Annotated in this window: 18 protein-coding genes; 8 read left to right on the top strand and 10 right to left on the bottom strand. The window is 46.6% G+C overall.

Going from position 1 to position 21,329, the window contains the following annotated elements; genetic code table 11:
• The first annotated feature begins 3 nt into the window (after positions 1-3).
• The gene (locus ACH19P_RS15480; protein ID WP_462159500.1) at positions 4-996 is read left to right on the top strand and encodes a GGDEF domain-containing protein; all 993 of its coding nucleotides are present in this window, start codon (positions 4-6) and stop codon (positions 994-996) included.
• A 22-nt stretch (positions 997-1,018) separates the two neighbouring features.
• Here ACH19P_RS15480 and ACH19P_RS15475 read toward each other — a convergent pair whose 3' ends face one another.
• The gene (locus tag ACH19P_RS15475) at positions 1,019-1,612 is read right to left on the bottom strand and encodes a TetR/AcrR family transcriptional regulator (RefSeq protein WP_462159499.1); all 594 of its coding nucleotides are present in this window, start codon (positions 1,610-1,612) and stop codon (positions 1,019-1,021) included.
• Positions 1,613-1,727: 115 nt separating this feature from the next.
• Between ACH19P_RS15475 and ACH19P_RS15470 the strand changes: the two genes are divergently transcribed.
• The gene (locus tag ACH19P_RS15470; RefSeq protein ID WP_462159498.1) at positions 1,728-2,834 is read left to right on the top strand and encodes an MBL fold metallo-hydrolase; all 1,107 of its coding nucleotides are present in this window, start codon (positions 1,728-1,730) and stop codon (positions 2,832-2,834) included.
• A 62-nt stretch (positions 2,835-2,896) separates the two neighbouring features.
• On the opposite strand, the gene ACH19P_RS15465 is transcribed toward ACH19P_RS15470, so the two are convergent.
• From ACH19P_RS15465 to ACH19P_RS15440, 6 genes are all read right to left on the bottom strand, one after another.
• Complete coding sequence (locus tag ACH19P_RS15465) at positions 2,897-4,840, bottom strand: RICIN domain-containing protein (protein WP_462159497.1); 1,944 nt, start codon at positions 4,838-4,840, stop codon at positions 2,897-2,899.
• A gap of 66 nt (positions 4,841-4,906) precedes the next feature.
• Positions 4,907-6,127 (bottom strand): aldose epimerase family protein, encoded by a 1,221-nt coding sequence (locus ACH19P_RS15460; RefSeq protein ID WP_462159496.1) that lies wholly within the window; start codon positions 6,125-6,127, stop codon positions 4,907-4,909.
• A gap of 132 nt (positions 6,128-6,259) precedes the next feature.
• Positions 6,260-6,844: a beta-phosphoglucomutase family hydrolase gene (locus ACH19P_RS15455; RefSeq protein WP_462159495.1), complete on the bottom strand. Its 585-nt coding sequence runs from the start codon at positions 6,842-6,844 to the stop codon at positions 6,260-6,262.
• A 68-nt stretch (positions 6,845-6,912) separates the two neighbouring features.
• Positions 6,913-8,412, bottom strand: coding sequence for an L-arabinose isomerase (gene araA / locus ACH19P_RS15450; protein WP_462159494.1), 1,500 nt, complete (start codon positions 8,410-8,412; stop codon positions 6,913-6,915).
• A gap of 32 nt (positions 8,413-8,444) precedes the next feature.
• Complete coding sequence (locus ACH19P_RS15445; protein WP_462159493.1) at positions 8,445-9,140, bottom strand: L-ribulose-5-phosphate 4-epimerase; 696 nt, start codon at positions 9,138-9,140, stop codon at positions 8,445-8,447.
• Entirely contained in the window at positions 9,137-10,789 is a 1,653-nt protein-coding gene (locus ACH19P_RS15440) for a ribulokinase (protein ID WP_462159492.1), read from the bottom strand. Before ACH19P_RS15440 ends, ACH19P_RS15445 begins: the two co-directional genes overlap by 4 nt.
• Before the next feature lie 158 nt (positions 10,790-10,947).
• Between ACH19P_RS15440 and tal the strand changes: the two genes are divergently transcribed.
• Positions 10,948-11,901, top strand: a complete 954-nt coding sequence (tal, locus tag ACH19P_RS15435; protein WP_462160183.1) for a transaldolase — start codon at positions 10,948-10,950, stop codon at positions 11,899-11,901.
• A gap of 133 nt (positions 11,902-12,034) precedes the next feature.
• On the opposite strand, the gene tkt is transcribed toward tal, so the two are convergent.
• On the bottom strand, positions 12,035-14,029 hold the full coding sequence (tkt, locus tag ACH19P_RS15430) for a transketolase (RefSeq protein WP_462159491.1): 1,995 nt from the start codon (positions 14,027-14,029) through the stop codon (positions 12,035-12,037).
• 212 nt (positions 14,030-14,241) lie between these two features.
• On the opposite strand from tkt, the gene ACH19P_RS15425 reads away from it, so the two are divergent.
• The 5 genes from ACH19P_RS15425 to ACH19P_RS15405 all read left to right on the top strand — a co-directional run bounded on the left by ACH19P_RS15425 (position 14,242) and on the right by ACH19P_RS15405 (position 20,207).
• Positions 14,242-14,820: a hypothetical protein gene (locus tag ACH19P_RS15425; RefSeq protein ID WP_462159490.1), complete on the top strand. Its 579-nt coding sequence runs from the start codon at positions 14,242-14,244 to the stop codon at positions 14,818-14,820.
• Between the two features lie 32 nt (positions 14,821-14,852).
• The gene (locus ACH19P_RS15420) at positions 14,853-16,004 is read left to right on the top strand and encodes a hypothetical protein (protein WP_462159489.1); all 1,152 of its coding nucleotides are present in this window, start codon (positions 14,853-14,855) and stop codon (positions 16,002-16,004) included.
• Positions 16,005-16,309: 305 nt separating this feature from the next.
• The gene (locus tag ACH19P_RS15415; RefSeq protein WP_462159488.1) at positions 16,310-18,217 is read left to right on the top strand and encodes a hypothetical protein; all 1,908 of its coding nucleotides are present in this window, start codon (positions 16,310-16,312) and stop codon (positions 18,215-18,217) included.
• Positions 18,218-18,235: 18 nt separating this feature from the next.
• Complete coding sequence (locus tag ACH19P_RS15410) at positions 18,236-19,561, top strand: hypothetical protein (protein WP_462159487.1); 1,326 nt, start codon at positions 18,236-18,238, stop codon at positions 19,559-19,561.
• Positions 19,548-20,207: a hypothetical protein gene (locus tag ACH19P_RS15405; protein WP_462159486.1), complete on the top strand. Its 660-nt coding sequence runs from the start codon at positions 19,548-19,550 to the stop codon at positions 20,205-20,207. The genes ACH19P_RS15410 and ACH19P_RS15405 overlap by 14 nt, the downstream gene beginning before the upstream one ends.
• Before the next feature lie 54 nt (positions 20,208-20,261).
• Here ACH19P_RS15405 and ACH19P_RS15400 read toward each other — a convergent pair whose 3' ends face one another.
• Together ACH19P_RS15400 and ACH19P_RS15395 are read right to left on the bottom strand one after the other, a co-directional pair.
• Complete coding sequence (locus tag ACH19P_RS15400; RefSeq protein WP_462159485.1) at positions 20,262-20,960, bottom strand: peptidase; 699 nt, start codon at positions 20,958-20,960, stop codon at positions 20,262-20,264.
• A gap of 101 nt (positions 20,961-21,061) precedes the next feature.
• Positions 21,062-21,329: hypothetical protein (locus ACH19P_RS15395; protein WP_462159484.1), on the bottom strand; the 268-nt coding region annotated here is incomplete at its 5' end.

Here is a 21,329-nt window from a genome sequence, read left to right as displayed (position 1 = left end):
AACATGCCAGAAAAAGAAACACTGCTTGAAATTATTCGAATTCAATCCGCCATCGCTAAACAAGGCTTAGATTTCGCCCAGGTGATGGATCAGGTCGTTACCCATAGCCTTAATCTCACTAGCTCAGATGGCGCTGCGATAGAGTTAGCAGAAGACGGTGATATGGTCTATCGCGCCGCATCGGGTATCGCCAAAGACTTTTTAGGCCTGCGTTTAGACCAGCAAAGAAGTTTGTCTGGCTTGTGCGTACGTACTCGACAAAGTCAGCACTGCCAAGACACAGAAACAGATGAGCGCGTCGATAGAAACGCAACAAGAGCATTAGGCGTGCGCTCGATGATAGTTATTCCATTGTTTTACGATGACGCTGCCGTCGGTGTGCTCAAAGTGATGTCACACAGAGAAAACAACTATTGCGACGATGATGTTGAGGTATTAAACCTGCTCAGTGATGTTATCGCGTCTGCGTTATATTTCGCTCATCAGCACACCAGCAACGATTTATATTATTTGGCTACGCACGACAGCCTCTGCGGACTTCCAAATCGCGCGTTGTTTATGGATAGGTTTCATAAACTGCATCTAAACCGCTTACATGACAACGAGTTGTGCGCTATTTTCATGGTGGATATGAATGGCTTAAAGACGATGAATGACCAACATGGTCATCAATTTGGCGATGCGGCAATAATCGAAACAGCGAACCGCTTGCTGTCGGCAACGCGTGCTTCTGATACGGTTGCCCGCATCGGTGGTGATGAATTTGCATTAATTGTTGCGCCTTTACCAGAGCCACTCTTTATCAATCAGGTGATACAGCGCATTCAAGACAAAATGAATCAACCTTATATACATCAAGCACTTAATTTTGATTTGAGTGTCAGTATCGGTTACGCGGTCTATGATGACGATGCTTCCACCATTCAAGACCTAATGCACATAGCGGATCAGAGAATGTACATCAATAAGCGCGCGCACTACCACCAGATTCAGTAGCACGTGTTGCACGCTCACTGTATTACTTTTGGTAGCGCGCTAAAAACATCGCCACAGTTTGCTCAACGATAAACGCGATATCGCCACCCGCGGCGTTGTCTATGTTGTATAACTTTGGATAGAAAATGAAAGATTTAAGCTGGTAAATAAACTGCTGCGCAGCAAATTCAGTGTGCTCAATCGCCAGTACACCCGCATTCACCGCGTCGCGTAAAAACACTTCAAAGTAGCGCATACAACCAATCTTATTCGCTGCCATCAACTGCGAAAACTCGGGGTTGGTGATCATCTCAATAAAAGTGACGCGAGCAATTTTCAACAGTGATTCAGAGGTTTGCAGGCGCGCTTCACTCATAGCAATGGCTTTAAGTTGCTCAGCAATATCTTTGTTGGCATAGAAGTGTAACTCGTCACCTTGGTCTACTTGCGACATCATGTGCTCTAACACACAGGACAACAGCTCTTCTTTAGTTGCAAAGTGGTTATAGATTGTGCGCTTAGAGACTTCGGCCTGTTGTGCCAGCACGTCCATGCTCGTGCCTTGTACACCATCGCGTGCAAACAACATTTCCGCTGCATTGATAATTTGTAATCGTTTACGTTCTGACTGTTTCATATTCTTCTCCACTGCGCCCTAGTTTATCCGTGTTTACAATTTTTTGCACTACACAGTTTACTTTTTTATCTTAAAGTGTAAACTGCACCGTGTAGTTTACTTTTGGGTATTCACTATGAAAAAGAGATGGGTTGCATTAGCAACAGCGATAATTCTTTCGTTAGGAGGGTGTGTAATGGTTTCGGGACTTGACGCAACAGTCGACTCACAAGGCTATCAATCTAGCCAATACAGTAATGGCCGCTTCAAAAATGATAAGCCAGTCAATCAAAAAACAGGTAAAGAACGTGCCGAGCTGTTTTGGCGTTTTTTCACCGAGACGAAGAAAAATGCTCAGCCAATCGCCGACTTACCCGTTCACACCATCACGCGTGCTGATTTGGATGCACTGAGCAACAACCAAACCCATGTTATCAAGCTCGGGCATTCATCTGTGCTGGTAAAAACGCAGGGGCGCTACTTGTTGCTAGACCCAGTGTTTGCAGAGCGTGCATCCCCCTTCTCGTTTATGGGCCCAAAGCGTTTTCATGACACGCCGATTGATATTAATGAATTGCCGCACATTGATTATGTGTTGATTTCACACAATCACTATGACCACCTTGATAAAGAAGCGGTGAAGGCATTGGCCGCAAAAACAGGTGCATTTTTGGTGCCTTTAGGAGTGGAAGGCGATTTACAGAAATGGGGCATAGATGCTAAGCAAATTGAGTCATTTGATTGGTGGCAAAGTCGCCGCGATCTGGGCTTGGATTTGAGTTTCACATTTGCACCAACGCAACATTTTTCAGGTCGTGGACTCGGTGATGCCAACGCCACTTTATGGGGGTCATGGGCGATTAATAGCGACAATGAGAAGCTCTATTTTAGTGGTGACTCCGGTTATTTCGACGGCTTTAAGGCTATTGGTGAACGCTTAGGTCCGTTTGATTTAACCTTCATTGAAACAGGCGCTTACGATAAAGATTGGGCCGATATTCACATGACGCCGGAGCAAAGTGTGCAAGCGCATTTAGATGTACGCGGCAAGCACATGATGCCAATTCACAATGGTACATTCGATTTGGCATTTCACGCATGGTATGAGCCACTCGAGCGAGTCACTGTCGCTGCGAACAAAGAGCAGGTGAACTTGCTAACCCCAGAGGTGGGTGTGGTTGTCACATTGGGCGTAACACACAATAACGAGTATTGGTGGAAGCAGTTTATCCCAGCTGTCTAATCACCATAAAAAAAGCCACTGCATTGCAGTGGCTTTTGTTCTTTTGGGCAACAATAATTTACTTAATTTGGCTCGCGTAAATGGAACACTTGGCAACGCGTCGCCAACTCCGGTTGCTGCGCGAAATTGGTGTTTTCAGCCAAGCCACAATCGCTTAGGCCTAACGTTTGCTTGGTATAACGATTGATAAGCATCACACCGCCACCTGTCACTGGATTGATGCGCCACTGCGCCGTTTTCTCGCTACATGCCGCCATTTCAACATTCGCGCCTGGCACTACAGCATTGCTCGCTACAGCCACACAGGTATCGCTTTGTAAGTTGTTTTTCAAGCTGACATAGCCGGTATCGGTTGGTACAAAATGCCATTTCTGTGCATCACTGTGCGTGTAGGCTTGTTGCTCCACATTCACGCCCGCTTTTGCGCTGCTATCGGCTACAGCAAGGGTTTTGCCGCTTTGCTGATTCAACACCACAACTTCACCCACTGGCTGTAGTTGCCATTGATTACAGGCGCTTTGCTCGTTGCTTTGCAGTACAGCTTGGTTTTGTGCACTTGAGCAGCCTGCTATTGCAAGTGGCTTGCCTGAGTAGCGGTTAGTGATCGTCACATTACCGTCAGACGCAGGAGCAACCTGCCATTGCTGGCAATAAGTGTTACGCCAAGCAGCAGACTGCGCTTTGGCATTGTCGGCCACTGCGCATTGCGCCACTTCGAGGAATTTAGAATCTTCGCGATTCGCTAAACGAATATAACCATCAGTCGTTGCATCGAGTACCCACTGGCCATTCGTACCAGTACATTGACGCTGCACCGCTTTAGGGTCTTGCGGGTCTGATGCGATGTCCAAACATAAGTTGGTTGTCGCATTGACTAGATGATAGCGTTGACCTTGAACACGCGTCACAAGAGGCCCATATTCACCAGAAGGTGGTGCCACTTCTACACCTGGAGTAATTGGTTTACCAAAGTGTGGGGTGCCGTCGTCATTCCAATCGAACTTCTGCGCGCGCAATGAACGTGTCGCGCTACAGCCGTGCTCTACCGAGTCATTACCATGGTATACGAGCCAATCCTCACTACCATCTGGCGAGGTAAAGAAACCGTTATGGCCGGGTCCAAAGACTTCTTCTGTGCGGCTAAACACAGGTTCATCAAACTTTTTCCAATGGTCGATATTCATTGGGTCATCGCCCACTAACTCAAGCAAGCCTAACTTGTAATCCGGCGTATTACAGAAACTCGCTGAGTAAGTCATAAAGGTACGGCCATTGTGTTGAAGGATTTCCGCCCCCTCAGTTACCTTACGACCACTGATCTCCCAATCCAACTCTGGACGGGTAAGCACCACATGTTGCGTGTCTTTTTTCAACGTCCACGGGTTTTCCATTTCGGCAATAATATTGAGCTGCTGATCGCCCTGCCACTGTGAGTAAATCACATATAATCTGCCGTCTTTTTCAAGGTAGTTACCATCGATGTTCCATACATTGGGCATTAACGCACCCTTGTATTCGTATGGACCCATCGGGTCGTCGCCTGCACTTTCAAGCACATTTAAGTGCTGATGATCGAGGGTGCCATCTTGGCCCGCTGTGTACATCATGTACCAACGATACCCATCAGGTCCTTTCAGACGATGAAATTCAAATGCCCAGAAATTACAACAACGTTTAGGGTCGGTATCTGACCACACATTGATTGGCGTCGCATCAGCAAGGCCAGCAAGCGTTGGCGATTTACGCATCACTAGTTCTGAAGTCCACGTCGTCGTGGTGAGGTAATAATTGCCATCCCAGTACTCTAACCATGGATCGGCACCATTTGGAAACAGTGGGTTAGTGAAAATACCATTATCTTGAATTGGCGCAGCCTGTGTTGGCACGACCTGCGCAGATGTTTGCGACGCATCTTCGTTGGTTGACGCACAGCCACCCAGCAAAAGGCTGCCTAATACTGCAGTGCTGAGTAAGCTTGTTCGTAGCTTTGTTGTTGCTTTAATCATAGGAAACTCATTGTGTGAATAAAAAAACACCGCCGCTAAATGCCCGTCGCGGCGGTGATTATGTGTTTACTTAACACCAAATTGGTAGACGATACGTGTTGAGTACACGCTGCCCGGATGCAATACCGTCGATAAAAAATGCGACTGATTTGGTGAATCCGGATTGTGCTGTGGCTCCAAACAAAAACCACTGCGGAAATTGTGCTTAAGCCCAGGCTGAGCTGTGCTGCCATCTAAAAAGTTACCAGAATAAAACTGGATTGATGGCTCTTCTGTCAGAACAGTCAAAGTGCGCCCAGATTCTGGTTCATACACCTTAGCCGCTTCAATTAGTTGCCCATCAGCAACGTCTTTGAGCACAAAGTTATGGTCATAGCCCTGACCCAATTTAAGTTGTTCATCCTTGGTATCAATATCTTTACCAATCGCTTTCATCTTACGAAAATCAAATGCGGTGCCTGCAACAGACGTGATCTCTCCTGTTGGGATCAAACCACCGTCAACGGGTGTCATCGCCTCAGCATTGATTTGTAATTGATGGTCTAAGATATCGCCCTTACCCGCCAAGTTGAAGTAGCTGTGCTGGGTCATATTCACTATGGTGGGTTTATCTGTAGTCGCGACAAATTGCATGTCCAATGAGTTGTTGTTAGTTAATGTGTAGGTTACTTCGGTGGCAAGGTTACCTGGATAGCCTTGGTCGCCATCAGGGCTCAACAACGTCAGCTTCACACCCGCGCTATTAGCTGTGGTGAAAGGCTGCATTTGCCATACTTTTTTATCGAAACCTTGGACACCGCCGTGAAGGTGGTTGTCACCATCATTCTTGGCCAATTGATACTCTGTGCCGTTTAAAGTGAATTTACCATTTGCGATACGGTTACCGTAGCGGCCTATGATTGCACCAAAGTACGTTGTTGACGCCACATAATCAGCAACATTATCAAAACCCAGAACAATATTGCCGCTCTTGCCTTTGGCATCGGGTGTCGCAATGCGGGTAATAATGCCACCGTAGCTGATCACATCGACCTCAACCCCATTGGCATTGGTCAGAGTGACTTTATTAATCGGGGTACTGTCTGCGAGGGTATCGAACTGCTGCATCGTAGCCGTAGGCACTGAGTTCATAGCATCTCCTTGGTGAGCAAAGGCATTGGGCACTACAAATGACATCAACACGCCGACCATGGCGAATCTTGGCGCATAATTTTTGGCTTTGCTCAGTGAGTTTCTAAATTGTGTGAGGCTGTTAAAGCGCTCGCTCATAGCTGTGTTAGATAACATTGTAGTCGCCTTTTATATTTATTTTATACTTTTATATTACAAATATAGTAAGGTATGCAAGGTTATCGCGGTGAAAAGTTGCAAAGAAGCGACTAATCACCGGCAAATTGCTTAATTTGTTGGCACGTGAATTTAAGGTTGAATCTTACCGTTTTTGACCATAATGCAATCCATACCTCCGGCAATTGCAGCACGTCTGCCGATGTCAGTGTCTTCAAACACCACGCAACGCGTTGGATCTACACCGAGTTGTAATGCCACACTCACGAATGTTTCTGGGTGCGGTTTACCATGGGTAACGTCACTGGCAGTGACTAGCGCACCGAGTCGTGGCAATAAGCCATGTTTTGCCAGTAACTCCTCTGCATGGGAACGCTCTGCGCCCGTGCCTACACCGATAGGCATCTTGCCATGGTAGTGCTCGAACACTGCGAATGTCTCTGCAATAGGCGTTGGGTCGTGATCCATAGCCAGCCAAAATTGGTGCTTTCGAATGGCAATCTCATCAGGGTCATGGTTCAACCCATATTGATCATTCAGTAGTGCCACGGTTGCTTTGGTTGGCACACCACCGAGCGAGTGCATGTACTCATAGTCAAACGGGTAGCCGTATTCAATGCAAACCTGCTCCCATGCTTTTAAATGCGAGCCCATTGAGTCAACTAGGGTGCCATCCATATCAAAGATAATGGCGTCATAGGCGCTGAGGTCTTTCATCACTACTCCTGTTTTTAAATGCAAAAAGCCAAGGGAAAACCCTTGGCTTATTCGTTCATTCGCTTGGCTTACAGGCCATTTTTAAGCGCATAGTAAGCAGCGTTATGACGTAGCTCGGTCTTCAAACCACGAATGGTTGTTGCATCATCAATAACCACAGTTTCAACACCCGCCATTTCCGCGAAATCAACGATCATATCCGTTGTTACCGCTTGGCTATACGCCGTGTGGTGCGCGCCACCAGCATGGATCCATGCGGCTGATGCAACTGATAAATTCGGTTTTGGCTCCCACAATGCAGATGCCACAGGTAAGTGCGGCAGTGCCGCAGGCGGCTCTACTGTATCAACTTCATTGATAATGATACGGAAACGATTACCTAGGTCAATTGGCGATACGTTAATAGCAGGACCCGGCTTGCCCGTAAACAATAAACGCGCCACATCACAACGCATGCCAATGGTGTGTAGGTGAACATCAAGCGTTGGTTTTTGTGCCGCAATTGACGGACACACTTCTAACATGTGCGCCCCCAAAACTTGGTCCGTGCTACCCATGTTGTAGGTGTAGTCTTCCATAAACGAACAACCACCTTCACGGCCTTCACCCATCACTTTCATGATGCGTACCATTGCAGCTGTTTTCCAGTCGCCCTCACCACCATAACCGTAGCCTTTGGCCATTAAGCGCTGTGTTGCCAAACCCGGAAGACCGGTTAGGCCAGATAGGTTTTCAAAACAGTTTGTGAATGCTTTAAAACCGCCTTCATCTAGGAAACGTTGCATACCTAGCTCAAGGCGTGCTTCGTTTTTCAGCATGTTCACTTTGTAATCGTCTGCCAAAGTCTCTGCCGGGATGTGGTAGTCGTTTTTGTACACTTCAAGCTGTGCCGCAACGTCTTCATCACTGACTTGGTCAACGATTTTCGCAAGGTCGCCCAAACCAAAGGCATGTACTTCATAACCAAAAGTGATTTGCGCTGATACTTTGTTACCCTCAGTTACGGCAACTTGGCGCATGTTGTCGCCAAAACGCGCCACTTTTAGGTTTTGGCTTTCGTTCCAACCCATTGCTGCACGGCACCAATCATCGATTTGCGCTTGCACTTCAGGGCGCTGCCAGTGACCCGCCACCACTTTGCGCTCTTTGCGCATCACGGTGCCGATAAAACCAAACTCACGATCGCCATGTGCACTTTGGTGTGTGTTCATGTAGTTCATGTTGATTTCAGACCAAGGCAATGCCGCATTAAATTGCGTATGCAGGTGCAACCACGGCTTACGCAACTCATTCAATCCAGCAATCCACATCTTCGCAGGTGAGAAAGTGTGCATCCATAGGATCAAACCAATACAGTCTGGGTTGCTGTTTGCTTGTTGGCATACAGCGTGGATTTCTTCTGGTGATTTAACCGTTGGTTTGCACACCAATTTAACTGGTAAGTTTGCAGCTTCGTTTAGGCCAGCAACAATTGCGTCGCTATCGCGAGCAACTTCTTCCAACACCTTAGGACCATAAAGATGTTGTGAGCCAGTGACAAACCATACTTCTTTCGTCATTGTCGTCATGTGAGTATCCTCTTTATATTGCCACGGCGGCGTTACTTGCTCTGGCCGTAATAGGCATTTTTACCGTGTTTACGTAAATAGTGCTTATCCATGACCGACTGCTTCAGCACGTCGCTGCGCGGGTCAAGGGTGCGTGTTAGGTATGCCATGCGGGCGATTTCTTCTAATAGGGCCGCATGATAAACAGATTGCGACGCATCTTTACCCCAGGTAAAAGGCGCATGTCCGGCAACCACCACCATAGGTGCAGCCATCGGGTCTCTGTCTAAGTAGGCATCAGTAATTTGAATGCCTGTTTCAAGTTCGTAGTCACCGTTTACTTGCTCGTCAGTTAGTTCGCGAGTACAAGTAATGTCGCCGTGAACATAATCGGCGTGCGTGGTGCCTAAACAAGGAATGCTTTGCTTTGCTTGCGCCCATGCTGTGGCATAGGTCGAGTGCGTGTGTGTCACCCCGCCAATCGCATCAAAATGACGATATAAATGCACATGGGTTTTGGTGTCTGATGATGGGCGCATAGAACCTTCAACGATGTTGTTGTCTAAATCAACAATCACCATGTCATCCGCCTTCATTTGGTCATACGATACACCGCTAGGTTTAATTGCAATCACACCTTTGTCACGATCGATTTGCGACACGTTACCGAAGGTATAAATCACTAAGCCACGGTTTTGCAGCTCCATGTTTGCTTCATATACTTCGCGTTTAAGTTCTACAAAGCTCATGCCGTACCTCTATCAACATAGGCGCCAAGCGCTTGATATTTAGCGTAAAGTTCATCGTATATCGCGACACGTTCTGGGTTAGGTTGGTATTGCTGACAAACAGGTGACGCCATCACTCGTTGCGCACTGGCTACATCGCTGTGCGCACCCGCTGCAACTGCGGCCATGATTGCCGCACCGAGAGCACAGCTTTGCTCACTCTCTAATACATCAATTGGGCAATTCCAAACGTCTGCGCAGGTTTGCATTACGTATTCTGATTTCTTAGAGATACCGCCAATCACAACAACCGATTCAATTGGTACGCCTTCATCACGAAAACGTTCTGTGATTGCACGCGCACCGAAGGCGGTTGCTTCAACCAACGCTTTGAACAGTTTTGGGGCATCAGTACCCATCTTCAGACCCGTGAGTGCCATTGCAACGGTTTGATCGGCATCAGGAGTACGACGACCGTTCACCCAATCAAGGGCGGTGACATCTTTTTCATTCACCGGTAGCGATGCGGCTGCACGAGAAAGTTCGACCAACATGTTGTCTTCGATATTCTCGAGCAACGTCTGCTCTTCCGCGCTCAACCCAGTTTGTTGTTTCAGTGGCCATGCAAGTAAGTTTTTGAACCATGCATATAAATCCCCAAATGCTGACTGGCCTGCCTCAAGGCCAATCATTTCTGGGATCACAGAGCCATCAACTTGACCACAGATACCACGAACGCAGGTATCGCCTAACTGCTCTTTGCTTGTAACGGTAATATCGCAGGTCGATGTACCCATGACTTTTGTCAACACACCCGGACGGACATTGGCCGCAACCGCGCCCATGTGACAATCAAACGCACCAAAGCCAACAACAATGCCCTGCGGTAGGCCCAAACGCTCAGCCCATTCGGCGGTCAGCTTGCCAGCTACTTGGTCGCTCGGCTGTGTCGCGCCATTGAGCTTTTCCACAAGACCATCTAGGAGTGGGTCAATTGATGTGAAAAACTCATTCGGCGGGAATCCACCCCATGCTTCATTCCACATCATTTTATGACCTGTTGCGCATCGACCTAACTCAAGTTGACGTGGATGAGTGGTGCCACACATCAAAGCCGTGATCCAGTCGCAATGTTCTATCCAAGTGTATGTCGCAGCTTTTACTGCGGGGTCTTGGCGAAATACATGAAGGGCTTTAGCGAAATACCATTCTGATGAATAAATGCCGCCCATGTAGGCGAGATAATTGACGTCATTGTTGGTCGCGGCCGCGGTGATCTCCGCTGCTTCTTGCACCGCTGTATGGTCTTTCCACAACACGAACATCGCGTTAGGGTTGTGCTCAAACTCTGGGGTCAATGCCAACGGTGTACCCTCAGCATTGATAGCGACAGGTGTTGACCCAGTTGTATCAAATGCCATCCCGATGACTTTATCAGCAGCACCTGCAGGCGCTTGGTTCCAAAGACCATTCACTACTTGCTCTAAGCTGTCGATGTAATCCTGTGGATGCTGGCGGAATTGGTTTTTGCTTGGCTCGCAATAGAGACCCTGCGCCCAGCGCGGGTAGTTCACCATGTTAGTTGCGATCTCTTCACCAGTTTCTACATCAACCAGCAGAGCTCGAACCGAATCAGACCCGTAGTCCAACCCTAACGTGTATCGAGACATAAGTACCTTCAATGATTTCTTATAAATTATTCATCACTTTTAATTGTATGATAATATCAATAATGTAATATTGCAAAGGTAATATATAAATACAAATTAACTTCATTAAAGCGCACGCAATGCAACGCATTGATCCACACTCAGGACAGGAACTCGTTATGACCAGCCAGTTAGAACAGCTTAAAAAAATGACTACCGTGGTTGCCGATACCGGCGACTTTGAAGCAATTAAGGTTTACCAACCGCAAGACGCAACAACCAACCCTTCTTTGTTGCTTAAGGCGATGCAAATTGAAAAGTATCAGCCATTAGGCGCCGAAGCTGTCGCGTGGGCGAAAGGTCAAGGTAAAAACAATGCGCAAACCGTAAAACTAGCAGCCGACAAATTATCGGTGTTGATTGGCAGCAAATTAATGCAGCAAGTGCCTGGCCTAGTTTCTACAGAAGTGGATGCACGTTTGTCTTTTGATACCCAAGCAACGATTGAAAAAGCTGAGCAACTAATTGCCCTGTATCAGGAGCAAGATATCGATACCTCACGTGTACTGATTAAAATCGCCTCAACGTGGGAAGGTATACAAGCAGCAAAATACCTTGAAGAAAAAGGCATCCGCTGTAACCTCACGCTGCTATTTTCATTCGCTCAAGCACGCGCCTGCGCAGAAGTGGGTGCCTATTTGATTTCTCCGTTTGTTGGTCGCATTCTTGATTGGTACAAAAACGACCAACCTGAGCAAGACTTCAGTGGCGCCAATGATCGAGGCGTGCAATCAGTCACGAGTATCTACAACTACTTCAAAGAGCATGGCTACAGCACCGTAGTAATGGGCGCGAGTTTCCGCAATATCAGTGAGATTCAACAGCTAGCTGGCTGTGACCGTTTAACCATCAGCCCTGCGCTGTTGGAGGAATTAGCCAATAACAATGAACCTCTCACGCAAGTGCTACACGCGACAAATGAAGTTAAAGCGGTGCCACAAGCCCTTAGTGAGCAGGCTTTCCGCTGGCAAATGAACGAAGATGCGATGGCGACACAAAAATTGGCTGAAGGTATTCGCCAATTTGCAGTAGACCAAGAAAAACTTGAAGCAATGTTGGCTGAACTTATCTAATAAAACGTCGTCTACCTAAATAGACAGTACACGATCCCAATATACAAAAAGCCCGAGAGTTAGCGCCTCGGGCTTTTTTATATGTAATGAGGACGATTCACGTCGCCCTCACCAAACTGAAGCTAGGCCTGAACTAAGCCAATAACGCTTTAGCCTTAGTCACAACGTTTTCAACGGTGAAACCGAAGTGTTCCAGCAGAACATTACCCGGCGCAGATTCACCAAAGCTTTGCATACCCACTACATCACCATTGTCACCAATGTACTTGTACCAAAAGTCACTGTGCGCCGCTTCAATTGCGACTTTAGCAACACCTTTTGGCAATACGCTTTGGCGGTATTCTTGTGATTGTGCGTCAAAAGCTGTCGTACTTGGCATTGATACCACGCGCACGGCCTTACCCTGCTCGGTCAACGCTGCAGCTGAATCAAGGGCCAGATTTACTTCAGAGCCTGTCGCAATCAAGATGACTTCTGGGTTGCCTTCACAATCTTTAAGAACATAACCCCCCTTGGCGATATCTTTCACTTGCTGCTCACTACGCGCTACCGCTTGTGTACCTTGGCGTGAGAATACTAACGCTGATGGGCCATCTTGACGGACGAGCGCTTGGCGCCACGCTTCTGCTGACTCGGTTTCATCACACGGACGCCATGTTGCTAAATTAGGCGTCATACGTATATTAGCAAGTTGCTCAATCGGTTGGTGCGTTGGGCCATCTTCACCTTGGCCAATTGAATCGTGAGTGTACACGAACACACTTTTGGCTTTCATTAGCGCGGCCATACGCACTGCATTGCGCGCGTATTCCATAAACATTAAGAACGTAGCGCCAAATGGAACAAAGCCACCGTGCAAAGCAATCCCATTCATAATGGCGCTCATACCAAACTCACGTACGCCGTAGAATACGTAGTTACCATCATCATGTTCTTGAATGCCCTTTGCTTGTGGCCATAGAGTTAAGTTAGAGCCTGCTAAATCCGCAGAACCTCCGATAATTTCACTCAGTTCATTAGCAAAGAAAGTAATCGCGTTTTGTGATGATTTACGCGTAGCGATATTCTGCATGTTTTCTTGGCACTGGCGAATGTAGGCATCCGCTTTATCATTAAAATCAGCCGGTAATTCACCATTAATGCGGCGAGTATATTGTGCCGCTAATTCTGGGTGGGCTTTCTCGTATGCAGCAAAAAGGCTCTGCCACTGTGATTGTTGCTCACGACCGCGCGCTTGCGCACTCCACTGATTGTAAATTTCGCTTGGCATTTCAAATGGCGCATGCGGCCAATTAAGTTGCTCACGCACAGCCGCAATTTCTTCATCGCCCAGTGGAGCACCATGGCAATCGTGTGAGCCAGATTTGTTTGGCGAACCAAAACCGATGATGGTCTTGCAGCAAATTAACGTTGGTTTATCTGACTGAGCTTGTGCCGCACTGATGGCATCGCTAATGGCCTGCATATCATGACCGTCAACATCGCGAATCACTTGCCAGCCGTAAGCTTCAAAGCGTGCCGGTGTATCATCAGAGAACCAGCCTTCTACTTCACCATCGATAGAAATACCGTTGTCGTCCCAAAACGCGATCAATTTACCAAGGCCCAAAGTACCCGCTAGTGAACATGCTTCATGCGAGATCCCTTCCATCAAACAGCCATCACCCATAAAGCAATAGGTGAAGTGATCGACAATGTCGAAGTTTGGTTTGTTGAACTGCGCAGCCAGTGTCTTTTCAGCAATCGCCATACCTACTGCGTTAGCGATACCTGCACCTAGCGGGCCCGTCGTTGTTTCCACACCGGGTGTGTAACCGTACTCTGGGTGACCCGGCGTTTTTGAATGCAGTTGACGGAAGTTGCGTAAGTCGTCCATGCTAACGTCATACCCACTTAAGTGCAGTAGTGCATACTGCAGCATTGAGCCATGACCATTTGAAAGCACGAAGCGGTCACGGTTAGCCCAAGTAGGATCACTCGGATTGTGGCGATAAAAATTTTGCCAAAGCACAGCGGCGATATCAGCCATCCCCATTGGCGCACCTGGGTGGCCTGATTTTGCTTTTTGCACCGCGTCAACGGCAAGAATGCGCACCGCGTGCGCTGATTGTGATGTTGGAAGCGTCATAAGTCGTATTACTTTATCTGTTAATATTATACTACAAACACATATTACAACTGATACTGTAAATAGCAAGCTTTGCAGCTATTGTCTCTTCGAAGGGGTCGATACACCGCTAGAAATTAATGACTATAAAATACTAACGTGTTGAAGTGGGTTGTTTTTACAACTCAAAAATTGAACAATGAAGTGGGTTAGTTGTGCGAACAAGGATGAATATGAAAAAGCTGGGTTTTATAGGCGCTTTGGTGTTGGTAGTCGTTTTAACTCTCATTTATTTCATGGTTAATAGGGAAACTCCTGCACACGAACAGGCACAAATACAAAAAAGCGCAGCATCTTCCTCGGAATTAAAGCCAACAGTGAGCAGTGCATCGCCTAATGTTCAAAACAACGAATTTGAACCGCCCCCCAAGCCAGAAATTTTTGTTTCTTCCGAGCGTTGTGAGCAACTTCAAAGCAGCTATTACGAGCAACACAGAGGTAGAAACAACGAATACCTTGCCATTGCATCACAACTTCGAAAGCAAGGTGACAGTGTTGATAATATTACCCTTGCCCTTTTACACAGCGGCGTTGATTGGGTAACAACTGACCTCTGGCGAATTCGTACGCAGAATCGCGAAGCGACAATCAAACACCAACACGCTATCAAGCGCTTTATAGAATCAAACATTCCAGAAAACGCCACCACGGATGAACAGCAACAGCTCACCCAGCTGTTGCAATCTCAATTAAGAACACTTGATATAATCGTTGCTAACGCCACCAGCCGCTGGGGAATACGCCGCATTTAAACCTCGACTATATATACAATGCTACAATTGAAATGCGTGATATCCAATTAGCGTCATTCTCGGATACTCCGACCACCGTGTTAGTTGATAGCGCTTTACGTATCCTTGAAGGGATTGACTCACAGCTGGTTAATTCTCCGGCGCTCTCCCCCATTCATCACCTTGTCGGTACAATGCTTTTAACCGGCAGAACTGACGCCGTAACAATGCTTGCACAGCGCTACCCGCAGGCATTTAAAAATGATTCTTTGTTTATCAATCGGTTTCAGCAAGTGACTATTGAGTCTTTAACCTTCTATACCTCGGCTCGCAAAGACAAAAACCAAGTCACTCAATTACTTGACGCAGTTGACCTCAATCGTATACACCGCTATTTGCCAGACGACTCGCATGCGAAAATGAAACTTAACACCGCGCTATTTGCAAACGAAGGCATTAAGTTGAATGTCAGCCCATTCTCATCGGTGCCGCTCGAGTCGCCCCCACTGCAAATTACACTTGAGAGTAATCATCAATTTAGCGAACAAGAGCAAGGTGAGTTCGATACCTGCAAATCGCAACAACGATGGTTGGCTGAGCGCACAAAAACGCCCCATCAGTGGCAACAGTATGCTGAATCACCTTTTATCGACAACGTCATCAATTCTCCTGAGTTTCACGCCTGTGAAAACACCCAAGCTGTTGATGGAAAAGCGGTTGTTATGAGTGTCGCCAGTAAGATAATGGGCGAAGGCAAAGGTATTGAGCAATGGCAAAATCTCACCATGGATGATATCGATGTGTCGTCACTGTCCGATGACGAACGCACTGGGTTGGCACTCGTTGCAACGTCGTTAGCAAGTATCAATGAGGAAATATTGCCGACTCAGATTGTCAATCGCTTAGCAAACATGGGACTGACTCCCTCTTTTGATTCTACGGCTGTGTTGTCTGAATTTGTAAACCAGCGTGAGCTGACCATGTGGCTTGAGAATGTAACCGAACTGCGACCGGACAGCGCCTTAAAACTCGCTAACGTCATCGCCCGAAAAGGGTCGCTGGCGGATTATAAATTAATTGAGCCGTTTATTGTGCGACCAGACTCACAACAGCTAAGATCCGCTCTATTACTTGCTCCAACGCGACCCATTCGTGATGGACAACCGTCAACGCTCAAGTGCGCAATTCTTAAAATACCTTCTTGAAACAGGTTACTCGGTACAAAATCACCATGAAAGACAAATGATTAAGCTGCAAGTATCAGATGCACAAACATATCAGAAAATTGTCGAGCAATTTCCTGAACTCACTGTCAGCAACCCAAATAATTACTTCGCTCTTAAGTGTGACAATCAGATATAGGCGCTGTGTCTAATAGTGCCAACGCTGTGCTGTATTTTACTAGTTAATGAATACGCAGTAGTTAATAATTTCACTTTTAAAGTGGTTGTTATTCATACTAAAAAATAAAACAATAGAAGCTAGTGGCAAGTGGCTTACAGGGATGAAAATGAAAAAACGAATCGCTTTGACGTTAGTAATAATATCAGCAACCTGCGCTTATTTTTGGCAGAGTACTGCCGATTCAAAGCAATCTCACACAGCGTTTAACACAAAGCCGCAAGCATCAACTACCCACACCACAATCGCCAATCCAAAAGCGACCAAAAAAACCTTCACTCCAACACCCGCGCCTAAGCCTCTTGAAGATTTTGAGCAATGCCAAAATGTATTTAAAGAGTCGTTTAACACCGCGCAACAAAAACATAAGCAATACCTTGACCAAGCAGACGCTGCGCTTAAACATGGCGCAAGCATTGATGAAGTCACCCGCGCACTCATTGCAGCTGATGTCAATTTGCAAATTTGGGAAAGCTGGCGTAAGCAAGTACAACTGCGTAGTGCACTTAAACAGAAATGGGCATCAATTGAGCGCTTAGTGGGCAATCACAAGGAGATGTTGCGCAGCAGCGGCGCAGACCAGAAAAAACTTGAGCGGCTAGACAATCAATTAGCGACTTTAAAAGAGCGGACCGAGCTGCCAAAGCAAGCTGGCATTGGTGTTTTAAACTATCATTTATTCTCCCTCAATCGTGCAGCGCTGGATTATCCTAAATTCAGAAAACAACTCCATGAAAACCCTGTTACTTCGTTGCTCGTAGAGCGCGTAACCGAGTTGGTTGCACATGTGCCAGCTGAGTTGCTCAATGATGCGCAACTGAGCCCAGTGAACATGCTTGTGGCTGAGCTACTATCAACGGGAAAAACCGAAGCTGCCGCTGTACTGATGCAAAAATACCCACAATCATTTCGTCATGAGTCACTGTTTGTTAGCCCCATTCAACAACAGGTGCTCAAGCATTTTCAAACCTTCCCATCAGCCTCGCAAGACGCTGTCATTATGGAGCAACTTATTGCCGCAAGTGGTCTTGATGGACAAACCAAATACCTAATACAACATGCCTCTTTACCAAATGGCGTTAATTTAGATACGCTGAAAGCTCAAGGGATTACAGTTTCAGTATTACCTTCGGAAGCAGTTCCGACCAATGACCTCACAATCCAGTTGTCTATCAGTGGCTCAGCGCAGTTGGACAGCTCTTTGCAAGCACAGCTTGATGCCTGCCTAGCGCCGCGAAAATGGCTCGCAGAGCGTTCATTGTCAGTCTCTCAGTGGAATGAATTTGAGGACAGCGATTTTGTAAAAAAGGTGAAGGCCTCCGCTGAATACAAAGCATGCTTTGATTCCAAACAGGTCTCTGGGCACACGCTGCAGCAAAGTACACACGACATTTTAATAAACCAAAACAAGACGATTGCGCAATTAAGGCGTCTTGAACTAGATAACCTTACTCTCTCGAAGCTATCCGAAGCTGAACGCTCTGCTGTCGGTCTTGCGCTTACTCAATATGGTTTACGCGAAGGTTTCAGTAATGAAGCGATAATCAATAAACTGGCTGCAGCAAACCTGACCCCTAATCCACACAACAGTGAGGCTTTTTCTGCCTATGTAGGTAAAGAAGCGCTGAATGTGTGGCTAAAACAATTCACCCAGTTGTCCGCAGCGGATGCACTTGGCCTGGCCAACACCATTGCAAAAAAAGGGGATCTCGCACAATACCAGCTTGTAGAGCCGTATTTGGATATTCAAAGCAATACTATTGACCCTTTGTACGCTCATTTAGCCAGTGTCCCATACATGCATCGATTTCCGATTTATAAGAACGTGCCCAAAGACCAAGCCGGGCCATTTTTAACTTACCTAATGAATAGCGGCGCGCAGGTCCAAAGCCATCACTTGCGACAAATGATGAAATGGCAAATTGATGCGCCTGAACAGTATCAAGCCTTGATAGCAATTTATCCCGAGCTGACAGTGACTCAGCCAGATGCGTATTTTGCTGTTCGGTGCCAATAACAAGAAAAAGGACTAAACGTGAAAAAACATTTGCTTTGGATAACACCCGTTACGCTAGGTGTGGGCTATTTTTTGTTTCAGCCCGAATCTATTTCTTTAGAAACCCCCATGAATACTCAAGATGTGTTGATTGTAGATAAACCAACCGCTCACAAAGAAGAACCACCTGAGAAAAAGCCCAAATTTGAACTTGTTCCACTTCCCACTCAAAAACCAGAGCAATCGGCATGTTGGGATGTGCAAGATAAACAAAGGGACATATATCTACGCGCACCTAAACGAATTCTGGTCCCAACTGCATGGAGGTTATATGCCCAAGGTCATGATAAACAAGAGATAGCAAAGGCAATGACTGCTCGCAGTCAACAACTGGAATTTGCGGCCGATTGGCTAAGAACAGTGATAGTTACTGAAGACGTTATTACCCATCAACATGCGTTAAAAGCTTACATTTTCAGAGCCTTTGATATGGACAATAAGCCGACATCAAACAATCTGAGTGATAAACGGGTGGACATGTATAAGACCGGTGAGGACATCCTTAAAACTATCGATGAAATCGTCACACAATATAGCGCAAGGCAACAAGTAAGCGCTTCTCCCCCACAGCTTGGACAAATGTGGAGCGAGGTGAATTTCTCAGGGGTTGAGGCAGCATTGGCTGATCGCGCCACTGGCGCTGATATAATGTATGCGATAGATGAGGCATTAAAAAACATTCCAGAAGAATTGCTTAATTCCTCAATCTCTCCCATTAACCGACTGTTCGTTGCTTTATTACGTTCTCAACATGCTGATACTGCACTAGCACTAGCAAGACGCTACCCAAAAGCGGTTTACGAGCAAAGTGGTGTGCTCGCTTTTTCAACCTACGAGGTATTGAGCTTCGTAGCTGGACATCATGACCTAACGCAAAACTCTGAACAAATTTCAGAGCTAGTAGCTCTCAGTGGCCTCTCAGATAGAAACTGGGCGAGCCAAAAACTGTTTCACGGTGACGTCCCACAAACAGCAGCGAGGAAACTTAAAGAGATCGGTATTCACATTAGTATCGATGACTTTGAGGCTCTGCTAGACGCAGACGAAGAATTAGTTGCAGAGTTTGGTGAGTTACCCACATTGAGTGCGCAAGATAATGCGATGCTCGAGGCGTGCGACGGGAATCAGAGCTGGCTGAATAAAAGAACAAAAACACCCGAGCAATGGCTCTCATATCAGCAAGATGAGTTTACGCAACGTGTTGTGAAGTCGCCAGAATTCGCCGAATGCACATCCTCTACTACACACTCAAAATCGCAAGGGACTATTTCAGCGCTAAATAAGAAACACGATGACTTGGCTTAGAGAGCACGTGAGTGCGGACCAAATTAAACGTGCTGACTTAGGAGGCGCTGATGTGTCAGCACTGTCAAACAGAGAGAAAAGCTTTATTGCGTTAGCAATGGGTACTCACGCTTCTAAAAATGACCAAGTAACACAAGAACAAATCATCACCCTACTGGAAAATCAAGGCATAAGGTTCGATATCCATGATAGCGAATTAGTGGCTCACTTTGCAGGATTTACGGCGCTGACGCCTTGGTTAGAACACGCTGATGACTTCACACCACAGGTAGCTCGGGAACTTGCAAATGTGTTTGCAAGGAGAGGCATCGCTGAGCAGTATGAAGCGATACAAAAGTATTTAGAGCCCTCCGACTCTGAGTTAGATCCTCTTTACTATCTGATCCAAGGATTTACTCCACTTCGAATGACCATGGGTGATGGCACTTCGTTGCACTCTGGCAATTATGTCGCGATAGCACAGCGCATCAAAGAGCAAGGGTATGAGGTCAAAGAGCATCATCGCAGAGCATTGTTTGAGAGAAGTGTTGAAAAAGCAAGTGCTGCTAATAGCATAATGTCACTGTTTCCTGAATTAACACCTGTTTCAGATGACGAGTATTTTTCGGTGAAGTGTGAAGAACAAGTGCAAATAGAGCTTCTGTAACAATGAAAAAAGCCGACGTTAGCGTCGGCTTTAAATGCTCAAGGAAATGAAACCTTACTTAAGCATATAGGCACGCATTGTTAACTGCTCAGCGGTACTTGTACCGTAGTCAGCCATTTCAATGCGTAGATGAACAAAGTCGCCCGCAGGTGCGTCGTTTGGTACAACAGCAACCCACTGCCCATCGACTTGTTTAATTTCTGCATCCACCCAGCTTTCAGGTGCGAACTTAGTGAATACAGGGCAGTAGATGTATGCTGGAATATCACTCAATGCACATTCTTGACCATAGCCATATTGCAATTTCACATCTGCCAGTGACACTTCACCTACACCATCTAGCACACCAGAAAGTTTAATATGCGCAGGCTCGCCCGCAGTCATGCTGTTGTGAATATCGACTGGCACATCAACGACTGGCATCAGGATTGGTTGCACACCTTGCACTGTTTCGTCAGTCATGAATGTATACGTGCCTTGATACAACGACCCCATTGCATCATTCACTGGTGAACGCTCGCCTACACCACGTAAATAAGAACGCATTGTTAAGCTCACTTCGTTCGAGCCATGGTCCAGCAGTCGAGTGCCTTGATAAGGCGATGTAGGTTGACCATTAAGTGTTAGGCCGTATGGAACTTCCCGCATAACCAAGAATACCGTCTGCTGCAGCATCACCGAACGCTGCCATGTTAAATGACAACACATTGGTATCACGGCTAACAATTGATACACCACTCGTCCCCAAGCCACCTAAACGCTGCGTTTTGAACCACGAAGTCGTTTCTTCACCCGGGTCATAATACGAACGCCATCAAAGTAACCACCCGCGCTACGAAGCTGATAGTTTGGCATCACAATATTTGTCCATGCATTCTTGGGCGTTGCACTGAGTATTCGTCACGCTCTGTTGGCAGCATGATAAGTTGCGAACTACCTGTTGAGTAGAACTCACCTGTGCTGTTGGTCATGCCCATCACGTCAGTCCAAGCTGGACGCTCATCGCCTTGAGAGTGATATTTACTCTCAATCTTACGCATTTTGTGCTCTTGCAGCACAATTTGACCTGCTTCAATGCGACCATCGGTAATGTGGTTAATCGAGTAAGCATAAGGCGGCGAA

The sequence above is a fragment of the Pseudoalteromonas sp. GB56 genome, assembly GCF_054923835.1.
This window is presented reverse-complemented; position numbering and strand designations above follow the sequence as displayed.

Bases quoted from the DNA above. Each gene is read 5' to 3' on its own strand.
- ACH19P_RS15480 (WP_462159500.1), top strand. From the start codon at position 4: ATGCCAGAAAAAGAAACACTGCTTGAAATTATTCGAATTCAATCCGCC.
- ACH19P_RS15465 (WP_462159497.1), bottom strand. From the start codon at position 4,840: ATGATTAAAGCAACAACAAAGCTACGAACAAGCTTACTCAGCACTGCA.
- araA (WP_462159494.1), bottom strand. From the start codon at position 8,412: ATGACGACAATGACGAAAGAAGTATGGTTTGTCACTGGCTCACAACAT.
- ACH19P_RS15455 (WP_462159495.1), bottom strand. From the start codon at position 6,844: ATGAAAGACCTCAGCGCCTATGACGCCATTATCTTTGATATGGATGGC.
- ACH19P_RS15425 (WP_462159490.1), top strand. From the start codon at position 14,242: ATGAAAAAGCTGGGTTTTATAGGCGCTTTGGTGTTGGTAGTCGTTTTA.
- ACH19P_RS15445 (WP_462159493.1), bottom strand. From the start codon at position 9,140: ATGAGCTTTGTAGAACTTAAACGCGAAGTATATGAAGCAAACATGGAG.
- ACH19P_RS15440 (WP_462159492.1), bottom strand. From the start codon at position 10,789: ATGTCTCGATACACGTTAGGGTTGGACTACGGGTCTGATTCGGTTCGA.
- ACH19P_RS15460 (WP_462159496.1), bottom strand. From the start codon at position 6,127: ATGTTATCTAACACAGCTATGAGCGAGCGCTTTAACAGCCTCACACAA.
- ACH19P_RS15415 (WP_462159488.1), top strand. From the start codon at position 16,310: ATGAAAAAACGAATCGCTTTGACGTTAGTAATAATATCAGCAACCTGC.
- tal (WP_462160183.1), top strand. From the start codon at position 10,948: ATGACCAGCCAGTTAGAACAGCTTAAAAAAATGACTACCGTGGTTGCC.
- ACH19P_RS15470 (WP_462159498.1), top strand. From the start codon at position 1,728: ATGAAAAAGAGATGGGTTGCATTAGCAACAGCGATAATTCTTTCGTTA.
- ACH19P_RS15405 (WP_462159486.1), top strand. From the start codon at position 19,548: ATGACTTGGCTTAGAGAGCACGTGAGTGCGGACCAAATTAAACGTGCT.
- tkt (WP_462159491.1), bottom strand. From the start codon at position 14,029: ATGACGCTTCCAACATCACAATCAGCGCACGCGGTGCGCATTCTTGCC.
- ACH19P_RS15475 (WP_462159499.1), bottom strand. From the start codon at position 1,612: ATGAAACAGTCAGAACGTAAACGATTACAAATTATCAATGCAGCGGAA.
- ACH19P_RS15420 (WP_462159489.1), top strand. From the start codon at position 14,853: ATGCGTGATATCCAATTAGCGTCATTCTCGGATACTCCGACCACCGTG.